Below are 18,922 nucleotides of genomic sequence, written 5' to 3'. Positions count from 1 at the left end.
CGACGATCACCCCTCGCCGAAGCCGTCGTCGCCGGGGGGGAGGGCGGCGGGGGCTTCGGGCTGCGTCTGCTGCTGGCGGGCGAGCGCGGCGGTGGCCATCACCCCGCTGGGGCCCATCGAATCGACGATGCTGCTGGGGATCACCATCATCCCCCCCTTCTGCTTCAGCCCCTCGTACAGGATGTTCATCTGCCGCAGCTGCAGCGCCACCGGGTTCTGCTCGTACGCGTGCGACGCCTCGGCGAACAGCTGCGCGATCTCCACCTCGGCCTGGCCCAGGATGATGCGCGCCTGCTTCTCGCGCGCGGCCTGCGCCTCGCGGCTCATGGCGTCCTGCAGCGCGGCCGGAATCACCACGTCGCGCATCTCCACGCTGTGCACCGTGACCCCCCACGGCGTGGAGCGCTGGTCGATGAGCGCCTGCAGCTCGGCCTCGATGCGCTCGCGGCCTCGCAGCAGCTCGGTCAGGCTGGTGCGCCCGATGATGTCGCGCAGCGCCGTCTGCGCCGCCCAGCTCACCGCCTGCACGTAGTCCTGCACCTCGAGCGCCGCCTTCTCGGGGTCGTGCACGGTCCAGAACAGCACCGCGTCCACATTCACCGGCACCGTGTCGGCGGTCAGCGTCTGCTCGGCGCTGAAGCTGGTGGTGATGGTGCGCTGGTCGATCCACGCGGCGATGTTGTCGACGAAGGGGACGATGGTGAAGACGCCGGGGCCGCGCAGCCCCACGTAGCGCCCCATCCGCAGCACCACCGCGCGCTCCCACTGCCGCCCGATCTTGGGGGCCATGCTGGCGAAGAGCCCCACCACGGCACCGGCGATGAGCCCCGCGGGGCTGTGCACGACCGCGGTGGCCGCCGCGCCCATGGCGGTGGGGATGAGCAGCGCCAGGGTGGAGAGGAAGTTCAGCCCCCCGCCCGCCGCGCGCTGCGTGGGGAGCGAGGCCTGGGTGGAGGTCACGGTCAGGTCGGTTCTAGGCGGCATCGGAGGATCGGCTCCTGCGTCGGCTGTCCAGGTGGATGATCACGTCGTCGAGCGAGAACCCCAGCGCGCTGGCCTGGCGCAGGAAGGTGTCCTCGAGCGCAGCGAGCTCGGCCAGCAGCTCCTCGCCGCGGATCTCGCCGGGCGACGCCTTCACTACGGCGCCCACCCCGGGGCGGGTTGCAAGCACCCCCTGCCGCTCCAGCTCGGCGTAGGCGCGGGCCACCGAGTTGGCGCCCACCTTCAGCTCCACGGCCAGCTGCCGCACCGTGGGCAGCGCCTCGCCCGCGTCCAGCAGCCCCGCGCCGATGGCGGAGCGGATCGTGCGGACGAGCTGCACCTCGGGCGGCGTGGGATCCGACGGATCGAAGTGGAACATCGGGATCGGGTGAGGGAAGTCCAACCACAGGTGTACATGCGCGTCCCCTGGCCTGTCAAGCAGAACCGCCGTCGGCCGCCCCCGGCCGATGCCGCTCCCGCATCGGCCGGAGACGCGTTCCCCCCGCGTCCCCGGCGGCGCGGGCGGAGGCTGCTCATCTCCCTCGCCGTCTTCTTCACCGTCGTCCTGCTCGCGTGGGTGCTGCGGGCGTGGATCCTCACCGGCGTGGGCCGCTTCCTGACCGTGCACGACCGGCTGGAGCGCGCGGACGCGATCTTCGTGTTTGGCGGAGATCCCGCCATCCGCCCGTTCGCCGCGGCCGAGCTCTACCGCCGCGGGTGGGCGCCGCGCGTGCTGGTGCCGGGGATGGAGACGGGGCGGCTGGCGGACATCGGGATGGTTCCGTCGCAGACGCAGCTCTTCACCGGCGTGCTGCGCCACGAGGGCGTTCCCGACTCCGTCGTGGCCGTGCTGGCGATGCCGGGCGGAACGACGAGCACGACCGACGACGTGGCCGTGCTGCGCGCGTGGCTGAAGCGGACGGGCGCGCGCCGGGTGATCGCCGTGACCACCGACTACCACACCCGCCGCGCGCGGTGGGCGCTCCGCCGCGGGCTGAAGGGAATGGACGTGCGGGTGATGATGGCCGGCGTCCCCGCCCGCGGCTTCGACGAGACCAGCTGGTGGCGCTCCGAGGCCGGGCTGGTGACGTACGTGAACGAGTACCTGAAGTTCGCGCGCTACGTGGTGGCGGGAGCCTGATCCCGAGCCGTCGGAACCGCAGGAAAAGATGGGGTCGCGGAGAGAAGCAGAGGAGCGGAGAGAGGTTCCTCCGTTACTCTGCTTCGCTGCGTGCTTCTTCGTTGGATGCGGCAGCCCGGCTACTTCCGCGGCGGATCGAGATCGACCAGGCGCGCCGTCACCTTGCCGCCGCCGATCTCCGCCAGGGCGACGGAGACGGGGTCGCGGAAGCGCTGGCGGCCGGCGCTGCCGGGGTTCACGGCCAGCGTGGCGCCCACCTGCTGGATGACCGGCCGGTGCGAGTGGCCGAAGACGGCGAGCGCGGCATCGGGATAGGCCGCGGCGACCCGCTCCGGCGTGGGCGAGCCGAGCTGCATCCCGTGCACGACCACGACGCGGGCGCCGCCGAGCTCGATCTCCGCCACCTCCGTCGTGCGCTTCCGCACGTCGAACCCGTCCACGTTCCCCCACACCGCGGTCACCGGCGCGATCGCCGCCAGCTCGTCGAGGATGCCGGGATCGCCGACGTCGCCCGCGTGGAGGATGTGCCCGACGCCCGCGAACACCTCGAAGACCTCGGCGCGCAGGAGGCCGTGCGTGTCGGAGATGATGCCGATCTTCATCGCTCCCCCACCAGCACCACCGCGCCCGGGCCGCGCATCTCCAGCCGTCCGCCGGACGAGAGGGTGGCGAGACCGCCCTCCATCTCCCCCCCGAAGCGCCCTTCCTCCGTTGCCAGATGGACATCCCACGCGGCACCGTCCGGCGCGCGCGTCTCCTCCCGCGAGGTGAGGTCGATGCTGACATCACCTTCGAACGCCGCGACCAGGAGGAGCGCGCTTCCGTCATCCCCCGTCCGCCGCAGGATGAGCGCGCCGTCCCCGACCGCGGCTGCGGCGAAGGACCGGCGGTCGCGGCGACGGAGGGCGGGGTGCGTGCGGCGGAGATGCAGGAGCGCGCGGTGCAGCGCCAGCATCCCCGTGTGCGGCATCCGGCCGCGCTCGTTCCAGTCCAGCTTGCTGCGCAGGAAGGTCTCCTCCGCCTGCGGGTCGGGGATGCGCTCGCGCACCGCGGGGTCGGCGAAGGCGGAGAACTTCCCGAACTCCTGCCGCCGCCCCTCCGTCACCCGCTTCCCCAGCTCCTCGGGATGGTCGGTGAAGTACTGGAACGGCGCGGAGGCGGCCCACTCCTGCCCCATCCACAGCATCGGCGTGTAGGGCGAGAGGAGGAGGACGGCGGCGGCGGCGCGCGTGGCGGCGAGCGGCGCGGCATCGTGCAGCCGGTCGCCCATGGCGCGGTTGCCCACCTGGTCGTGGTTCTGGATGCAGTGCACGAACGCCGTCGGCGGCAGCCCGTCCGCGGGTGTGCCGCGCGGCGTGCCGTGGTTGCGCGAGCGCTGGCCCTCGTACAGCCATCCCTTCCGCAGCGCGGTCGCCACCTCCTTCACCGTCCCGTCGTAGTCGGCGAAGTAGGCCTCGCGGTCGCCCGCGATCAGCCGGCGCACGGCGTGGTGGAAGTCGTCGGCCCACACGCCGGTGAACCCCCATCCCCCGTCCGCCCGCGGGGTGACCACGCGCCGCTCGTTGCGCTCGTCCTCGGCGATGAATTCGAAGCAGCGGCCGGGGGGAAGCGATTCGCGCACCCGCGTGACCATCTCCGCCAGCACGTGCACGGGGCTGTCGTCCACGATGGCGTGCGTGGCGTCCAGCCGCAGCCCGTCCACGTGGTACTCGTACGCCCAGTGCAGCGCGTTCTGGATCACGAACTCGCGCACCGGCGCGCTGCCGGGGCCGTCGAAGTTCACCGCGTCGCCCCACGGCGTCTTGTGGCGATCGGTGAAGTAGCGGCCGCTGGTAAAGGCGGGAAGGTAGTTCCCCTCGGGCCCCAGGTGGTTGTAGACCACGTCCAGGATCACCCCCAGCCCGCGCGCGTGCGCCGCGTCCACCAGCCGCCGCAGCCCCTCCGGCCCGCCGTAGCTGGCCTGCGGGGCGAACAGGTCCACCCCGTCGTACCCCCAGTTGCGCGCGCCGGGGAAGGAGGCCACGGGCATCAGCTCGATCGCCGTCACCCCCAGCTCCGCCAGATCGGCGAGCCGGGAGATGGCGGCGTCGAAGGTCCCCTCGGGGGTGAACGTCCCCACGTGCAGCTCGTAGATGACAAGATCTTCCGCCTCTACCCCCTGCCACCCCTCGTCCGTCCACGCGAACGCCGAGGGATCGACCACCTCGGACGGGTCGTGCACACCGCCGGGCTGCGCGCGCGAGGCGGGGTCGGGAAAGGCGTCGCCGCCGTCCAGGCGGTAGCGGTAGCGCGCGCCCGCGCCGGCGCCGCCCAGGGTGCACCCGAACCACCCGCCGTCCTCCGCCTCCAGCGGGTGCACGGCCTCCGCGTCCGGTCCGTAGAGGACGACATCGACGCGCTCGTGCCCCGGCGCCCAGACGCGGAATCCGGTTCCCGCATCGCTCACGTTGGCGCCGAACGGCAGGCGCCAGCGGGTGCCCTCTCCCATCAGCCCTCCCCCTGCATGGCCTGCAGCACCACCATCGAGCGTCCCTCCATGGTCAGCGACTCGCCGGGGGCGTAGCGGCGCGCCCCCTCCTCCATCTCCGGCTCGCCGGTGTCCAGCACCACCCGCCACCACTTCGCCCGTCCGAAGCCGGGGATGGTGAAGTCCATCGTCCCGCCGTCGGCGTTGAAGAGGAGGATGAAGTCGTCGTCGGTGATCTGCTCGCCGCGCTCGTTCCACTCCTCCATCGACCGCCCGCCCATCGCCATCCCGAAGCAGCGCACGAATCCGGCGTTCCACTCCTGGTCGGTCATCTCCTTGCCGTCGGGGCGGATCCAGGCCAGGTCCTTCACCTCGCTCCCGCGGATCTCGCGGCCGCGGAAGAACTTGCGGCGGCGGAAGGTGGGGTGGTCGCGGCGGATGCGGGCCACCTTGCGGGTGAACTCCAGCAGCGAGCGGTCGTCGTCGGACAGGTCCCAACCGGTCCAGGAGATCTCGTTGTCCTGGCAGTAGCCGTTGTTGTTGCCGAACTGCGTGCGCCCCAGCTCGTCGCCGCCGCAGATCATGGGCACCCCCTGCGACAGGAGGAGGGTGGCGATGAAGTTGCGCTTCTGCCGCTCGCGCTGGCGCAGGATGTCGGCGCGGTCGGTGGGGCCCTCCACGCCGAAGTTGTACGACAGGTTGTCGTCGCTCCCGTCGCGGTTCTCCTCGCCGTTGGCTTCGTTGTGCTTGTGGTTGTAGCTGACCAGGTCGTGCAGCGTGAACCCGTCGTGCGCGGTGATGAAGTTGATGCTGGCGTGCGGCCGCCGCCCGTCTTCCTCGTACAGGTCGCTGCTCCCGGTGAGCCGGTAGCCCAGCTCGCCCAGCGTGCCGGGGTCGCCCCGCCAGTACCCGCGCACGGTGTCGCGGTAGCGGCCGTTCCACTCCGCCCAGAGCACGGGAAAGTTGCCCACCTGGTATCCCCCCTCGCCCACGTCCCACGGCTCGGCGATCAGCTTCACCTGGCTGATGACCGGGTCCTGGTGGATGACGTCGAAGAAGGACGAGAGCCGGTCCACCTCGTGAAGCTCGCGCGCCAGCGTGGCCGCCAGGTCGAAGCGGAACCCGTCGACGTGCATCTCCTGGATCCAGTAGCGCAGGCTGTCCATCACCAGCTGCAGCGTCTGCGGGTGGCGCAGGTTCATGGAGTTGCCGGTGCCGGTGTAGTCCATGTACAGGCGCGGGTTGTCGCCCATCAGCCGGTAGTAGGTGGGGTTGTCGATCCCCTTGAACGACAGGGTGGGCCCCAGGTGGTTCCCCTCGGCGGTGTGGTTGTAGACCACGTCGAGGATGACCTCGATCCCCGCCTGGTGGAGGGTGCGCACCATCTCCTTGAACTCGCGCACCTGCTCGCCGTAGTCGCGGGCGCGGGCGTAGCGGCCGTCGGGGGAGAAGAAGTTCAGCGTGCTGTATCCCCAGTAGTTGCGCAGCCCCCGGTGGAGGAGAAAGGGCTCGTCGGCGATCTCGTGCACCGGCAGCAGCTCGATGGCGGTCACGCCGATGGACTTCAGGTGCTGCACGATCAGCGGGTGCCCCACGCCGCGGTAGGTGCCCCGCATCTCGGCGGGGATGCCGGGGTGGAGCTGCGTGAGCCCCTTCACGTGCGCCTCGTAGATCACCGTCTCGGCCCAGGGGATGTTGGGCGGCGCGTCGTCGCCCCAGTCGAACGCGTTGTCGACCACCACGCCCTTGGGCACGCCCCAGTCGTCGTGCTCGTCGTCCAGCACCCAGTCCTCGCCGGGCTGGTCGAACGGGTAGGCGTAGGGATGCGCCTCGAGCTGCACCGTTCCCGCCAGCGCGCGGGCGTAGGGGTCCACCAGGAGCTTGAAGGGGTTGCAGCGCTTTCCCCGCCCCACCTCGTACGGCCCGTTCACGCGGTAGCCGTAGAAGGTGCCCGGCCCGATCCCGGCCACGAACCCGTGCCACACGTACCCCGTGCGCTCGCGCAGCCGGAAGGTGCGCGTCGGCTCGCGGTCGTCGGGCCGCGCGTAGATGCAGAGCTCCACCTCCCACGCGAGCTCGGAGTACACGGCGAAGTTGGTTCCCTCGCCGTCCCACGTGGCGCCGAGGGGATACGGCTTCCCGGGCCACGCCGTGGCGGCGGACTCCAGGAAGCCCGGGACCTGAGGGTGCGACGGCTTTCTGCTGGTTCCGAAGGCTCCGAAATCCATCCGTGCGAGGGGCGAGAGGTGCGAAAGTGCGAAAGTGCGTGAGTGCGTGAGTGTGCGTCGGTCGCCGTGAGCCTCCGGCCTCGTGCCAGAGGTCTGCCGCCCCGGTTGCAGTTCTCCCCTCCCCCCGCGGAGCGGGCGGAGGGGCCGGGGGAGGGGGCCGGCTTGGCGGTCAGGATGCCGTCGCTCCGCGCCGAAGCCTCTTCTCGGGCCGAGGTCTCCCGATTCCCCCGTTCGGTTTGGGGGATGCGACGGCCGTGCGATCTGCCGCGCGGTGCGCCCGCTTCTTGCTCCCTCGCGCGGCGCCCGCGACCACCCGCGGGGCTAATCCACGGACGGAAATCCACGTGACGACACGCGAGAATACCGGGGGCCACGCCGCGCCTGCAAGCGCAGCCGGCCGCATCCCCCGCTCCACCTACCGGGTGCAGCTGAACCACGGCTTCACCTTCCGCCAGGCCGCCGAGGTCGTTCCCTACCTGCGCGAGCTGGGGATCGGCGACCTGTACGCGTCGCCGTACCTGCAGGCGCGCCCGGGAAGCGTGCACGGATACGACATCACCGACCACGCGTCGCTGAACGCGGAGATCGGGACGGACGAGGACCATGTGCGGCTGGCGGGCGTGCTGCGTGAGCATGGAATGGGCCACCTGCTCGACATCGTTCCCAACCACATGGGCATCGCCGGGCACACCAATCCGTGGTGGTGGGACGTGCTGGAAGGCGGCCCCGACTCGCCCCACGCGGCGTACTTCGACATCGACTGGGACCCGCGCCAGCCGGAGCTGGGCGGCAAGATCCTCCTCCCCATCCTGGGCGACCAGTACGGGTGCGTGCTGGAGCGCGGCGAGCTGAAGCTGGTGTACGCCGGCGGCCTGTTCCGCATCGAGTACTTCGAGAACCGCTTCCCGGTCGCCCCGGCCTCGACCGCGGCGGTGCTGCGCGAGGCGCTGGCGCGGCTGGACGGGGTGCTGGACGAGGAGCACCCCGACCGCATGGAGCTGGAGTCCATCGCCACCGCGCTGGAGCGCCTTCCCGCGCGGCGGCGCACCGACCGGCAGAGCGTGGTGGAGCGCCGCCGCGAGAAGATCGTCACCCAGCGCCGCCTTTCCGGCCTGTACGGCATGTCGGGCGACGTGGCGGTGGCGGTGGACCAGGCCGTGGCCGCCTTCAACGGCACGCCGGGGGATGCGGCCTCGTTCGACCGGCTGCACGAGCTGCTCGAGGCGCAGGCTTACCGGCTGGCTTTCTGGCGCGTGGCGGCCGAGGAGATCAACTACCGGCGCTTCTTCGACGTGAACGAGCTGGCCGGCGTGCGCGTCGAAGTCCCCCAGGTTTTCCAGGACACGCACCGCCTCATCCTCCGCCTGGTCCGCGAGGGAAAGGTCACGGGGCTGCGCATCGACCACCCCGACGGGCTGTTCCACCCGCGCGACTACCTGCGCGACCTGCAGGCCGAGACCGCGGGGGTCGATGCCCGCGAGCGCTTCTACGTGGTCGTGGAGAAGATCCTCACCGGCGACGAGAAGCTGCCCGAGGACTGGCCGGTGGCGGGAACGGTGGGATACGAGTTCCTGAACCGGGTGAACGGCATCTTCGTCGCCGGCGCCAACCTGCAGGCGATGGACGAGACCTACCGCCGCTTCACCGGCATCCGCGCCAGGTTCCGCGACCTGGTCTACGAGAAGAAGGCGCAGATCCTCCGCTTCGCGCTGGTCAGCGAGCTCACGGTGCTCACCACCATGCTGGACCGCATCAGCGAGAAGAACCGCCTGTACCGCGACTTCACCTGGGGGGCGCTGCGCGACGCGCTGCGCGAGGTGGTGGCCTGCTTCCCCGTCTACCGCACCTACATCGACGCCTTCGCGGGCGAGGTGAGCGACCGCGACCGGCGCTACGTGGACCAGGCGGTGCGGCTGGCCGGGCGCCGCAACCCCAGCGTCAGCGGGTCGATCTTCGACTTCGTGCGCGACGTGCTCCTGCTGCACTGGCCCGATTCGCTCACCGAGGACGACCGGCAGCAGCACGCGCGCTTCGTGATGAAGTTCCAGCAGCTCACCGGGCCGGTGATGGCCAAGGGGGTGGAAGACACGGCCTTCTACGTCTTCAACCGCCTGGTCTCGCTGAACGAGGTGGGGGGCGAGCCGGACCGCTTCGGGGTAAGCGTGGACGAGTTCCACGCCTTCATGGCGGAGCGCGCGGAGCGGTGGCCGGGCGCGCTCTCGGCCAGCAGCACGCACGACACCAAGCGCAGCGAGGACGTGCGCGCCCGCATCGACGTGCTGAGCGAGATCCCCGAGGCGTGGGGCCGGGCGGTGAACCGCTGGGCCGGGATGAACGCCGCGCACCGCCGCGACGAGGACGGCGAGCCCATCCCCGACCGCAACGACGAGTACCTCCTGTACCAGACGCTGGTCGGCGCGTGGCCGCTGGGGGAGATGGACGCGGAGGCGCACGGCGAGTTCATCTCGCGCATCCAGCAGTACATGGACAAGGCCACCCGCGAGGCCAAGGTCCACACCAGCTGGATCAACCCCAACGAGGCGTACGACGCGGGCCTGCGCGACTTCATCGCGGCGATCCTGCGGCGCGAGGGCGACAACCCCTTCCTGGCCGACCTGGCGGCGTTCCACCGGCCGATCGCGCGGCTGGGGATGGTGAACGCGCTGGCGCAGACGCTGGTGAAGCTCACCGCTCCCGGCGTTCCCGACGTCTACCAGGGGCAGGAGATCTGGGACCTGTCGCTGGTGGACCCCGACAACCGCCGCCCGGTGGACTACGCGCTCCGCCGCACCCTCCTCGCCGGCGTGCGCGAGCGGATGCGGGGGGATCGAGGCGCGCTCTGCCGCGAGCTGGTGGAGCGGTGGGAGGATGGGCGCATCAAGCTGTTCGTGACGCACGTGGCCCTCTGCGCCCGCGAGGACAACGCGGACGCCTTCACCGCGGGCGAGTACCTCCCGCTCGCCGTCACCGGCGCCAGGGCCGAGCACGCCGCCGCCTTCGCGCGCCGCGGCGGCGGCAGCACGCTGCTCACCATCGTCCCCCGCCTCGTCGCCACGCTCACCGGCGGCGACGTGCCCGGCGCCGAGGCGTGGGCCGACACGGCGGTGGCCGGCGACGAGACCCGCGGCCGCTGGCGCAACCTCTTCACCGGCGCCGAGATCGACGCGGGGAACGGTGGGCTGCCGCTGGCGGACGCGCTGGGCGATTTCCCCGTCGCGCTGCTGGAGAAGGTGGAGGGGTAGGCAAAACCGGATCAGAGCCCGAAATGAAGAATGAGGGCCGATTCCACCTGTCCCATCAACTCCGGCTCGACGATGATGTCCAGATAGCGCAAGACGGAACTGGGCTGATGCACGGTTGCCACCATCGTGGCGGCAAGCAACGTGTGCAACAGCGGCGGGTGCACATGGGCGAGTGCCGAGCTGGGCGAAATAATCACGTCGAGGGGCCGCGGTTCGCATTCGTCCGGGAGCAGGGGAACCACGGTCTGCTGGAATCCGGTGCGTGAGTACCGGGGCGCGGTTACCACGAGCGCGTACCGGACCTCCCATTCCTCGACGACTACCGGGACGAGTTCCACGAGGCGCCCTCGCCGGTTGGCACCGGGAACGTTGCGTTCACCAGTAACCCCAGTGCCCAGGCCGAGAGCTCGCCTCAGCGATTCGCGGACGAGGGGCATCTCGTCGATGATCACCCCCGCCGGCGCGCCGAGCGCATCGGCGGGGAACGTCACCAGGCGCGACGGATAGAGGTAGGTAGGGTAGACAAGGCCGGTGCCGCGATACGATGTCCCACCGGGTTCCACCAGAACGGCTTCCGCCCCATGCCGGGCGTCGGTCGTCCTCGTGCTTCCATACGCGAGGGTTGCGATCTCCGCCCCGGGTGGGCAGAGGCTCAGCAGCACGTGTGGACGATCGCCCTTGTTTGGCTCCTCCCCTCGTTCGGGTGGGAGGTAGAAGACCTGGCCGGGATGAGGCATCGGGACACCGCAGGCGGAAATGAAGCGCGGGCCAGAGAGGAGGTCACTGGCCCGCGGAGATTTCACTGCAGTCGGTCGCGTTACGGCTTCGGCTTCTTACGCTTGCGCACCAGTTCGCCCACGCCTTTGATGCCGGCGCGGAACGATTCGTCGAAGAACTTCTGGTCCTCGGATGGGAGCGGCGGGAGAACGCCGCTGCCGGGATCAGGCAGAGGCGTCCCGATCGTCCCAGCCACCTCGTCGACGTGCTTCATGGTACCTCCAGTGGAACTGGCTTCGCTCCCCGAACATCTCACATCCTGAACAGAGTGTCAAGACCGTGGGTGCAATCGATCACGACATTTCGCCGGGGCGCTTTGTCATCCATCTCTCAGTCCTTCTACTCCGTCGTCCCGTACGTGCCAACGATCAGCGGGGTGCCGCTGGGCTTCGGCAGGCCGCCCGCGGGCTCCTCGGTGACGGCGATGGCCTTCAGCTGGTCGCGGGGGAGCGGGTAGGTGGCCTGCACCACCGCGCCACCGTCGGGCGACGGCCTGAAGGTGCCCGCGCTCACCGGGCCCGCGGGGGTGATGAGCCAGAGCTGGTAGTCGCGCCCGGCCTTCAGCGCGGGCATGTCGTGCGCGAAGAAGGTCCAGCGCGCGGTGGCCGGGTCCCAGAACATCCGCCCGTTCGGCGCCCGCCGCTGGGTGGACGCCAGCTCGATCACCTGCACCCCCGCCCCGGAGAGCGACGCCAGCGTCGAGTCGCGCCGCGCCACCGACCGCACCAGCCGCGTGCGCTCGTCGTCGAGCGACGCATAGCGCTCGCTCAGCGCGTCGTAGCGTCCCTTCATCCGCGCGGCGTAGGCGCCCACGCCGATCAGCAGCAGCACCGCCGCCGCGGCCGCCAGCCATCCTCCCATCCCCCCCCGCCGCTCCCGCGCGCGGGCGATCGGGATCACGCCGCCGCGGTCGTCCGGCACCGATAGCGGCGGCGCGACGGCCTTCAGCGCCGGCCCGGTCGAAAACGCGTCCGGATTCGCGTCGTGTGCGCCGCCCGCGCGGTCGGCGGCGGCGCGGGCGACCAGGCGAGCGCGCAGGCGGGCGGAGCGATCCGCGTCCATCGGCGCCGGCGGGGCGGCGTGCGCGAGCGCGGCCGCCGCCTCGCGCAGCTCCTCCAGCTCGCTCCGGCACTCGGCGCAGTCCGCCAGGTGCGCGCGGACCGCTTCCGCCTCGTCGCCGTCCAGCGCGCCCAGCGCCTCGGCGGCCAGCGCGGTCCGCACGTCGTCGTGTCCCATCTCCGGGCTCATCGGGCGTCCTCCCTCAGCACCGCCAGCGCGTCCCGCAGCTTGGTCAGCGCCAGCCGTGCCCGCGTCTTCACCGTACCCAGGGGCTGCCCGGTGGCCTCCGCGATCTCCGTCTGGCTCATCCCCCGGAAATAGGCCAGCTCCACCGTCTGCCGCTGCTCGGGCGGCAGCCTGGCCACCGCGCTGGCGACCACGCGCCGCACCTCGTCCGCCTGCGCCGACTCCAGCGGCGAGGGCACGTCGCCGCTTCCGCCCGCCTCCACGTACGACGGCTCGGGAAGCTCTTCCCAGCGCTCCTCGCGCACGCGCCGGCGGCTGCGGATGCGGTCCAGCGCGCGGCTGCGGGCCATCATCACCAGCCAGGTGCTCAGCCCGCCGCGCCCTTCCTCGTAGCGCCCGGCCTGCCGCCACGCCTGCCAGAAGGTCTCCTCCAGCACCTCCTCGGCGTCGTCGGGATCGCCCACGATGCGGATGACCAGCGAGTGCAGGAGCGTGGCGTAGCGGTCGTGCAGCGCACCCAGCGCGGCCTCGTCTCCCGCGGCCATGCGCCGCACCAGCTCGCGGTCCGCCTGTGCCGGAACGAGCGTGTCGGGCACCGCCAAATCGTCGCTCCTTGTGGGATGATGCGCCGCGGGGCGCCGTGCGGGTTCCGGGCGCGCCAGGTGGGGCCGGGGAACCCCGCGGAATGTACCCGCCCGGGTGGCCGGCAACAACTGCATAAGGTTTGCCGCGAGATTTCCGGCAAGGACGGGCCCGCGCGCCGCGTGTGTCATGGAAGGAGGTACGAGCCCGGCGTTCGTGGTGGATGTATCTCCGGGGACTGCAGGAAGATGGGGTCCTGGACAGGGGACAGGGGACAGGGGACAGGGGATCATAGTTCCCGATCCTGTCGCAGCAAGGTCTCTCCTGAGTGTGGAGGCCTCCTCATCCCGCCGAGCCGTCGTTGGGGGTGTGGCGATCACGGCGAGTCGGGGGACACGGGCCTACGGCAGCCGCTTCGCCTCGTCGCCGGGGACGAAGAGGAGGCTGGTGCTGCGCCCGCCGTACGCGGCCTGGACCACGTTCACCTGGTCGTCGTAGACGGAGAACTGCATCCGGTTCAGCACGCGCGCGCCGCTCAGGCCGCCCGGCGTCTGCGCGCGCAGGCAGTACCAGAGCAGGTCGCCCGAGCGGCGAGTGCCGCACGGGACCAGCGCCGCGCGCCGCCCCGCGCGGTCCCACACGGCGATCGATGCCGCCAGGTACGCCTGCGCCGCGTCCGCGCCGGCGGGCGCGCGCACCGGCGCCACGCCGCGCGCGAAGTCGTCCGCGAACGCGCGCACCCAGATCGTCGCGCGCCCGGGCCCGGCGGTGATCTGCGTCAGCGTCGTGTGCAGCGGATGCATCCTCCCCGGCGCCGCGCCCATCGAGGCGAGGATCGCTATCCCTGCGCATGCCAACCGCGCGAACCGCGTCGTCATCATCCCCAGAATCCCTGCGGTTGAAGTCCGGCCTGAATCGATAGAAAGTTCCGCGCGCAGCCGGTCACCGGCGACTGAAGTCGCAGCAACAACTACGGGAAGCCTCGCAAACTGCGCGAGGCTGTTCGGCTCGTCGGCGGCTACGGCTCGTCCTTTCATCCTCCCCTGGACGCGCGCAGCGCGGAGACGACTCTGGATGACGCCTGGTCGTGCGTGCGGAAATGTACATGCGTCACGGGCCGCACTCTCGCACTCTCGCACTCTCGCACTCTCGCACTCTCGCACTCTCGCACTCTCGCACTCTCGCACTCTCGCACTCTCGCACTCTCGCACTCTCGCACTCTCGCACTCTCGCACTCTCGCACTTCACCACGGCTTGCGCTGGGCGGCCCAGACGGTGGCGACCACGGCCACCATCCCCGACACCATCACCACCCGCGCGCGGAGGGGCGACGCGGAAATGCGGGGGACGGGGGCCGCGCGGAACACCGCATCCATCGCCGCGAAGACGGCCGCCGCGGCGAGCAGGACGACGATCTGCCCCGCCTCGATGCCGACGTTGAAGCCCAGCAGCGGCACGGCGACGCGGTCCACGAACAGGTCGTGCAGGTAGTTGGCGAAGCCCGCGCCGTGCACCAGCCCGAACACCGCCGCGAACACCGGCCGGTAGCGCCCGCCCCACGGCGCCCGCGTGCGGTCGGTGACGGCCAGGTTCTCGGCGCAGGTCAGCACGATGGTGACGGGGATCAGGAACTCGATCAGCCGCGTGGGCAGCCGCACCGCACCGGTGACGGCCAGCGCCAGCGTCACCGAGTGGCCCGCGGTGAAGGCCGAGACCACCCAGAGCGCGTCGCGCCAGTCGCGGGCGTGGTAGACGGCGGCCAGCACCAGCAGGAACAGGATGTGGTCGAGTGCGTTGGCGCTCACGATGTGCCGGAACCCCACCTGGAAGTACGCCAGCAGCTCGGACATTCTCCCTCCTCAGCCGCGGATGGAGTCCAGCACCGCGCGCGCTGCCCGGACCTGCAGCGGATGGAACTCCGGCGCGATCGCCAGCGCATCCCGGAGATGGCGCTCCGCCGCGGCATCGTCGCCCAGCGCGTGCTCGATCATCCCCGCGTGGTAGAGGAGCTGCGCGTCGCGGGTGCCCAGCCGGAGCGCCTGCGCCATCGCGGCGCGCGCCTCGGCGTCGCGGCCCTGGCGGTGGCGCGCCCAGGCCAGCAGGTCCCATCCGTACACGTCGCGGCGGGCGCGGAGGTCGGCCTGCGCCTGCGCGGCCACCGCGTCGATGCGGCGGCCGCGGTCCAGCAGGAACAATCCCCAGCCGCGGTGCAGCGCCCTCGTCTGGCCGCGCACCGAGACCTCCATCACCCGCGCGTACTCCTCGCTTTTCGCGGTATCGCCGCTGGCCAGGGCGGCGTCGCTCATCACCGCCAGCGTGGCCGGGTCCAGCACCTGGCCGATGGCGCGCTCGCCCAGCGCCAGCGCCGCCGCCCACTCGCCGCGCGCGGCCGCCAGCTTCGCCATCTCGCCCAGCAGCCGGTAGTCCTCGGGGTGGATGGCGAGGCCGGCCCTGAACGCCGCCTCGGCCGCGTCCAGCCGGCCGTTGCGCAGCTCCAGGTCGCCCACGCGCATGCGGAACCACGCTACCTGCTCGGCCGGCAGGTCGCCGCGCGCGGCCGCGTCGTGCGCGGCCTGGTAGAGGAGGGTGCGCGCGTCGTTGGTGCGGCCCGTCATCTCCATCCACCGCGCCAGCCGCGGGGCGACGCCCAGGTTGCCGCGCTCGGAGAGGAGCGAGCCGAAGGTGGCGCGCGCGGCGTCGTAATCCCCCAGCTCCATCTGCAGCTCGCCCAGCAGCGAGCGGTACGATGCGCGCTCCGGCTCGCCGGCGACCAGCGAGTCCGCCACCGAGCGCGCCTCGGCGAACCGGTGCCGGGCCATCAGCGCGCCGGCCAGCGCCACGCGGGCGGCGGCGTTGCGCTCCCCCCGCGCGCCGAGCGAGGCGCGGGCGGCGGCCTCGGCGCGCAGGTAGCCGTCGTACTCGCCGGTTTCCCGCGCGCGCTGGAGATAGAGGCCCGCCAGCCGCGCCCGGTCCGCCGCGCCGAACGGGTCCTGCGCCACGCGCGCCTCGAAGAAGCGCACGTCGGCATCCCGCCGCGCCGCCTCGGCCGCGCGGACCTCCGCCGCCGCGCGCACCGCGTCGGCCGTGCGCCGCATCCGCGCCGCGTTCGCGTGGGCCATCGCCGAGCGCGCCGTCGCCGCCCCGCCGCCCGCGATCAGCATCACCCCGGCGATGACGGCGGCCGGTCTGCGCATCTTCATCTCCATCCCCCGTATGCGTGGTTCCCTCCGGGCCGGGGCACCCTGCGGCGCCCCGGCCCGCCCTCGGTCGATCAGCCGCGGACCGCGCCGGCCTTCACTTCCACCTGGTACGCCTGGAACTCGCACCGCGGGCTGGTGGGCAGGTAGATCACCTCCGGCCGCATCCGGTCCGCCGAAGGCTCGGCGAAGACCGACACGCCCCGGTAGCTCCCCACGCTCGCGACGTCCGATGCGCCCAGCACGCGCGGCAGCCCGTACTTCACGTAGCGGCGGCCGTTGAAGGTCACCGGCTCGCTGTTCACGAACCAGGTCTCACCCCCGGCGGCCATCCCGACGTTCACCGCGCAGGCGGCGGCCGGAGCCTCGGGCGGCGCCGGGGGCGGGGAAGGCGGCTGAGGCGGCGGGATCGTGCCCGGCCCCAGCGATGCGATAGGCGGCGGAGGCGGTGGAACCAGTGCCGGAAGCAGGTCGCCCAGCTGCAGCTTCAGCCCCAGCACCAGCCGCCCGGTGACCGTCGTGCGGTCGTCGGCGATGGGAACGACGCTGCCGCGGATGGCGGTCACCGGCCCCACCCACTCGTCGCCCACGTGCACGGGGGAATCATAGACGTGCGCCGCCAGCTCGCCGAAGAGCGCCAGCGAGCGGCCGAAGCGGAGCAGGTCCATCCCCACCCCGCCCGTCCCCTGCCCCACCGTGGCCAGCCTCGGCTCCAGCGGGAGGCAGGCGCCCAGCGCGAGCAGGCTCGCCTGGCAGGCGCGCCGGTTGGTTCCGGCCACGTTCACCGTCATCCCCCCGCCACCGGCGAACAGGTAGACCGAGCGCCACATCCCCGCGCCCTCGCGCATGGCAAAGGGGCGCAGCACCAGGTCCAGGTCGTAGAAGTACGTGTTCAGCACGTAGCGCTGGCGGTCGGTGGCGCCGTTGCCGAAGGCACCGCCGGTGTAGGGCAGCCGCATGGGCGTGTAGCTGCCGTGCGCGCGCACCCCGAACGCGGGCGAGAGCCAGAGCGTGGCCGTGGCGCCGAACACCGGCGCGTAGCCGGGGAGGAACCCCTGCGCGTCGCCGTTGTCCGCGCCCGTCTCGGTGCCGTCCAGCGTGATGGTGCGGGCGGAGAACCAGTCGCTGGTCACCGACCCGCCCGCGTAGATCCCCAGGTCGAAGCGGCCGGCGCGGAACCCTCCGCCGCCCCCCATCTCCTGCCCCCACGCGCCGCCGGCCGTGCCCGCCAGCAGCGCGGCCGCCGCGGCGGCGGTCCATTTGTGCTTCATCGCGTCCTCGCTCCCGGATCGGATGGAAGGGAACCGTGACCCTCCGCCCGCCCTCCCGGAGAGGACGGGGTAGGGGGGCATCGGGCCACGGCCCCTGTCTGCTTCTTGATCTACCGTACGACGCACTCACGCACTCACGCACTCACGCACTCACGCACTCACGCACTCACGCACTCACGCACTTCCGCACTTCCGCACTTCCGCACTTCCGCACTTCGATCAGTTCGGCGGCGCCAGATACGGAAACGCCGCCCCGTGCGCGTGGTCGTTCGCGTCCACGTTGTCGGTCACCAGCCCGGGGCTCACGTTGTTGTTGTTCCCCAGCGCGTTGCCGAAGATCACCGCCAGTCCCTTGTCCACCACGTCGTCGCCCTGGAGCTTGCGGCCGCCGTAGCCGTTGGCCGGGTCCAGCACGTAGGTCAGCCACCCCACGTTGGGCCCGTACGGCCCGCCGCCCACCTTGTCGGTGCGGACGACGAGCATGTCGGGCGTGAGCGCCGCGGCCACCGCGTTGGCGTAGGCCGGGTCGCGCCCGGCCACGCCGGTGATGAAGCGGGCGATGTCGTCGCGGAACTGCGCCACGTCCTCGCCGGGCTGGCTGGCGTTGAAGTGGCCGTGCTCGCGCTTCTCCACGAACACCTCGCTCACCAGCGGGTTGCCCAGCCGCTCCATCTGGTCGAAGGTCACGCTGGTGTTGCCGATGCGGATGGTGTCGTGCACGGTCACCGTGTCGGGCTTCTGTACCTCCACGATGCTGCGGGTGGCGTCGCCGGTGCAGGCGGCGGCAATCGCGGCCGCGGCGATCGCCGGCAGGGCCGCATGGATCATCCTCATGGTTCGTCTCCTTTGCGGTATGCGCGCGGTCAGCGGCTCACGGTGGCCCAGATTCCCACGTTGTTCCCGGCGCCCTTGATCAGCGCCTCCGGCAGCTCCACCACGATGGCCATGCCGTTGAAGGTGCGGAGGAAGTCCGCCGCGCACCCGTGCGTCTGGTCGAACTGCGCCTGCCCCGGGTTGGGCACGCCGCCGGTGCACTTCGGGCGGAAGGCGCTGGCCTCGGGCGCGGGCCCGATCTGCGACAGCGGCCCGCGCGAGGGGCGCCGGTCGGGGATGATGCGGAAGAACTGGTCGAGGTCGATGTAGAACGGGTCGTCGCGCGGCCCGGCGAAGAGCTGGACCAGGGTGTTCCCCGCGCCGGTGGTCAGCACGGTGTTGATGTTCCCCAGCAGGTCGGGCGTGGCCTTCGCGACGCGATTGAACTTGCCGGTGGTGGCAGGCGCCACGGGGCCGAACAGCGCCACCCGCTGGGCGCCGCCGCCCAGGTCGTCGAACTGGAACTGCAGCACCAGGTCTTCCACGGCGTCGCCGGTGTTGTCGATCTTGATCTGGTACAGCGCGTTGGCGTCGAAGCGCGCCGCCGCCGTCCCCGCCGGGGTGATGGGCGACTGCGTGGTCATCACCAGCACGATCCGGGTCTCGTCCGAGCCGGGGAAGGCGTACACGTCGTTGATGTCCAGCCGCGGGCTGAGCTCCACCTCGGGGGTGTCCTGGTGGTCCGAGCCCCACCCCTGGCGCACCGCCAGCACCCCGGCGCACACCGCCGCGAGCACGGGCACCGCGAGCCGGGCCCGCCGGAACCGTGGGATCCTCATACGTCCTCCGTTCTCCTGAGTCTGTGGACCGCGTGACCGCATGAGTGGGGAGTACGCACCGGACCGCCGGACCGGATCTCCCGGCGGAAGACGAAAGACATGTCTCGCGCAGAGAAGCGGAGGAGCGGAGGACTCTCTC

The 18,922-nt window shown here is 71.7% G+C and carries 17 protein-coding genes; 2 read left to right on the top strand and 15 right to left on the bottom strand.

The genetic code is table 11. The features are described 5' to 3' along the window. Positions 1-6: 6 nt before the first annotated feature. Positions 7-984 carry a slipin family protein gene (locus VLK66_RS22640; protein WP_325311763.1) on the bottom strand — a complete coding sequence of 326 codons (978 nt, stop codon included), beginning with the start codon at positions 982-984 and terminating at the stop codon, positions 7-9. Next, the gene (locus tag VLK66_RS22635; RefSeq protein ID WP_325311762.1) at positions 974-1,360 is read right to left on the bottom strand and encodes a GntR family transcriptional regulator; all 387 of its coding nucleotides are present in this window, start codon (positions 1,358-1,360) and stop codon (positions 974-976) included. Before VLK66_RS22635 ends, VLK66_RS22640 begins: the two co-directional genes overlap by 11 nt. A gap of 9 nt (positions 1,361-1,369) precedes the next feature. Between VLK66_RS22635 and VLK66_RS22630 the strand changes: the two genes are divergently transcribed. Further along, the gene (locus VLK66_RS22630) at positions 1,370-2,122 is read left to right on the top strand and encodes a YdcF family protein (RefSeq protein WP_325311761.1); all 753 of its coding nucleotides are present in this window, start codon (positions 1,370-1,372) and stop codon (positions 2,120-2,122) included. A gap of 119 nt (positions 2,123-2,241) precedes the next feature. Here the strand turns inward: VLK66_RS22630 and VLK66_RS22625 are convergent, their stop codons facing one another. The 3 genes from VLK66_RS22625 to glgX are packed head-to-tail and all read right to left on the bottom strand — an operon-like array spanning position 2,242 to position 6,817. Further along, a complete protein-coding gene (locus VLK66_RS22625) occupies positions 2,242-2,724 on the bottom strand; it encodes a metallophosphoesterase family protein (protein WP_325311760.1) in 483 nt (160 codons plus the stop codon). Further along, complete coding sequence (treZ, locus tag VLK66_RS22620) at positions 2,721-4,610, bottom strand: malto-oligosyltrehalose trehalohydrolase (RefSeq protein ID WP_325311759.1); 1,890 nt, start codon at positions 4,608-4,610, stop codon at positions 2,721-2,723. Before treZ ends, VLK66_RS22625 begins: the two co-directional genes overlap by 4 nt. Continuing rightward, positions 4,610-6,817 carry a glycogen debranching protein GlgX gene (gene glgX, locus VLK66_RS22615; protein ID WP_325311758.1) on the bottom strand — a complete coding sequence of 736 codons (2,208 nt, stop codon included), beginning with the start codon at positions 6,815-6,817 and terminating at the stop codon, positions 4,610-4,612. Before glgX ends, treZ begins: the two co-directional genes overlap by 1 nt. Before the next feature lie 344 nt (positions 6,818-7,161). Here glgX and treY point away from each other — a divergent pair, with 344 nt between their 5' ends. Beyond that, a complete protein-coding gene (gene treY, locus VLK66_RS22610) occupies positions 7,162-10,059 on the top strand; it encodes a malto-oligosyltrehalose synthase (RefSeq protein WP_325311757.1) in 2,898 nt (965 codons plus the stop codon). Positions 10,060-10,070: 11 nt separating this feature from the next. Here the strand turns inward: treY and VLK66_RS22605 are convergent, their stop codons facing one another. The 10 genes from VLK66_RS22605 to VLK66_RS22560 form a co-directional block, all read right to left on the bottom strand. After that, the gene (locus VLK66_RS22605; RefSeq protein ID WP_325311756.1) at positions 10,071-10,721 is read right to left on the bottom strand and encodes a hypothetical protein; all 651 of its coding nucleotides are present in this window, start codon (positions 10,719-10,721) and stop codon (positions 10,071-10,073) included. Between the two features lie 155 nt (positions 10,722-10,876). Next, on the bottom strand, positions 10,877-11,050 hold the full coding sequence (locus VLK66_RS22600) for a hypothetical protein (RefSeq protein WP_325311755.1): 174 nt from the start codon (positions 11,048-11,050) through the stop codon (positions 10,877-10,879). 125 nt (positions 11,051-11,175) lie between these two features. After that, positions 11,176-12,084 carry an anti-sigma factor gene (locus VLK66_RS22595; protein WP_325311754.1) on the bottom strand — a complete coding sequence of 303 codons (909 nt, stop codon included), beginning with the start codon at positions 12,082-12,084 and terminating at the stop codon, positions 11,176-11,178. Next, positions 12,081-12,677, bottom strand: a complete 597-nt coding sequence (locus VLK66_RS22590) for a sigma-70 family RNA polymerase sigma factor (RefSeq protein ID WP_325311753.1) — start codon at positions 12,675-12,677, stop codon at positions 12,081-12,083. Before VLK66_RS22590 ends, VLK66_RS22595 begins: the two co-directional genes overlap by 4 nt. 387 nt (positions 12,678-13,064) lie before the next feature. Beyond that, on the bottom strand, positions 13,065-13,466 hold the full coding sequence (locus VLK66_RS22585) for a DUF6702 family protein (protein ID WP_325311752.1): 402 nt from the start codon (positions 13,464-13,466) through the stop codon (positions 13,065-13,067). A gap of 441 nt (positions 13,467-13,907) precedes the next feature. After that, the gene (locus tag VLK66_RS22580; protein ID WP_325311751.1) at positions 13,908-14,513 is read right to left on the bottom strand and encodes a HupE/UreJ family protein; all 606 of its coding nucleotides are present in this window, start codon (positions 14,511-14,513) and stop codon (positions 13,908-13,910) included. A 9-nt stretch (positions 14,514-14,522) separates the two neighbouring features. Continuing rightward, positions 14,523-15,863, bottom strand: a complete 1,341-nt coding sequence (locus VLK66_RS22575; protein WP_325311750.1) for a tetratricopeptide repeat protein — start codon at positions 15,861-15,863, stop codon at positions 14,523-14,525. Positions 15,864-15,934: 71 nt separating this feature from the next. Then, the gene (locus VLK66_RS22570) at positions 15,935-17,131 is read right to left on the bottom strand and encodes a hypothetical protein (RefSeq protein WP_325311749.1); all 1,197 of its coding nucleotides are present in this window, start codon (positions 17,129-17,131) and stop codon (positions 15,935-15,937) included. Positions 17,132-17,350: 219 nt separating this feature from the next. Beyond that, entirely contained in the window at positions 17,351-17,965 is a 615-nt protein-coding gene (locus tag VLK66_RS22565; protein WP_325311748.1) for a DUF4331 family protein, read from the bottom strand. A 29-nt stretch (positions 17,966-17,994) separates the two neighbouring features. Next, a complete protein-coding gene (locus tag VLK66_RS22560; RefSeq protein ID WP_325311747.1) occupies positions 17,995-18,783 on the bottom strand; it encodes a DUF4331 family protein in 789 nt (262 codons plus the stop codon). Positions 18,784-18,922: the final 139 nt, after the last annotated feature.

Origin of the sequence: Longimicrobium sp., from assembly GCF_035474595.1 — a bacterium.
Classification (GTDB): domain Bacteria; phylum Gemmatimonadota; class Gemmatimonadetes; order Longimicrobiales; family Longimicrobiaceae; genus Longimicrobium.
This window is presented reverse-complemented; position numbering and strand designations above follow the sequence as displayed.

What these genes read in the sequence shown, in the direction of transcription:
- VLK66_RS22560 (WP_325311747.1), bottom strand. Translation starts at nt 18,783, where the DNA reads ATGAGGATCCCACGGTTCCGGCGGGCCCGGCTCGCGGTGCCCGTGCTC.
- VLK66_RS22595 (WP_325311754.1), bottom strand. Translation starts at nt 12,084, where the DNA reads ATGAGCCCGGAGATGGGACACGACGACGTGCGGACCGCGCTGGCCGCC.
- VLK66_RS22575 (WP_325311750.1), bottom strand. Translation starts at nt 15,863, where the DNA reads ATGAAGATGCGCAGACCGGCCGCCGTCATCGCCGGGGTGATGCTGATC.
- VLK66_RS22580 (WP_325311751.1), bottom strand. Translation starts at nt 14,513, where the DNA reads ATGTCCGAGCTGCTGGCGTACTTCCAGGTGGGGTTCCGGCACATCGTG.
- VLK66_RS22600 (WP_325311755.1), bottom strand. Translation starts at nt 11,050, where the DNA reads ATGAAGCACGTCGACGAGGTGGCTGGGACGATCGGGACGCCTCTGCCT.
- treZ (WP_325311759.1), bottom strand. Translation starts at nt 4,610, where the DNA reads ATGGGAGAGGGCACCCGCTGGCGCCTGCCGTTCGGCGCCAACGTGAGC.
- glgX (WP_325311758.1), bottom strand. Translation starts at nt 6,817, where the DNA reads ATGGATTTCGGAGCCTTCGGAACCAGCAGAAAGCCGTCGCACCCTCAG.
- VLK66_RS22570 (WP_325311749.1), bottom strand. Translation starts at nt 17,131, where the DNA reads ATGAAGCACAAATGGACCGCCGCCGCGGCGGCCGCGCTGCTGGCGGGC.
- VLK66_RS22635 (WP_325311762.1), bottom strand. Translation starts at nt 1,360, where the DNA reads ATGTTCCACTTCGATCCGTCGGATCCCACGCCGCCCGAGGTGCAGCTC.
- VLK66_RS22585 (WP_325311752.1), bottom strand. Translation starts at nt 13,466, where the DNA reads ATGCATCCGCTGCACACGACGCTGACGCAGATCACCGCCGGGCCCGGG.
- VLK66_RS22640 (WP_325311763.1), bottom strand. Translation starts at nt 984, where the DNA reads ATGCCGCCTAGAACCGACCTGACCGTGACCTCCACCCAGGCCTCGCTC.
- VLK66_RS22625 (WP_325311760.1), bottom strand. Translation starts at nt 2,724, where the DNA reads ATGAAGATCGGCATCATCTCCGACACGCACGGCCTCCTGCGCGCCGAG.
- VLK66_RS22565 (WP_325311748.1), bottom strand. Translation starts at nt 17,965, where the DNA reads ATGAGGATGATCCATGCGGCCCTGCCGGCGATCGCCGCGGCCGCGATT.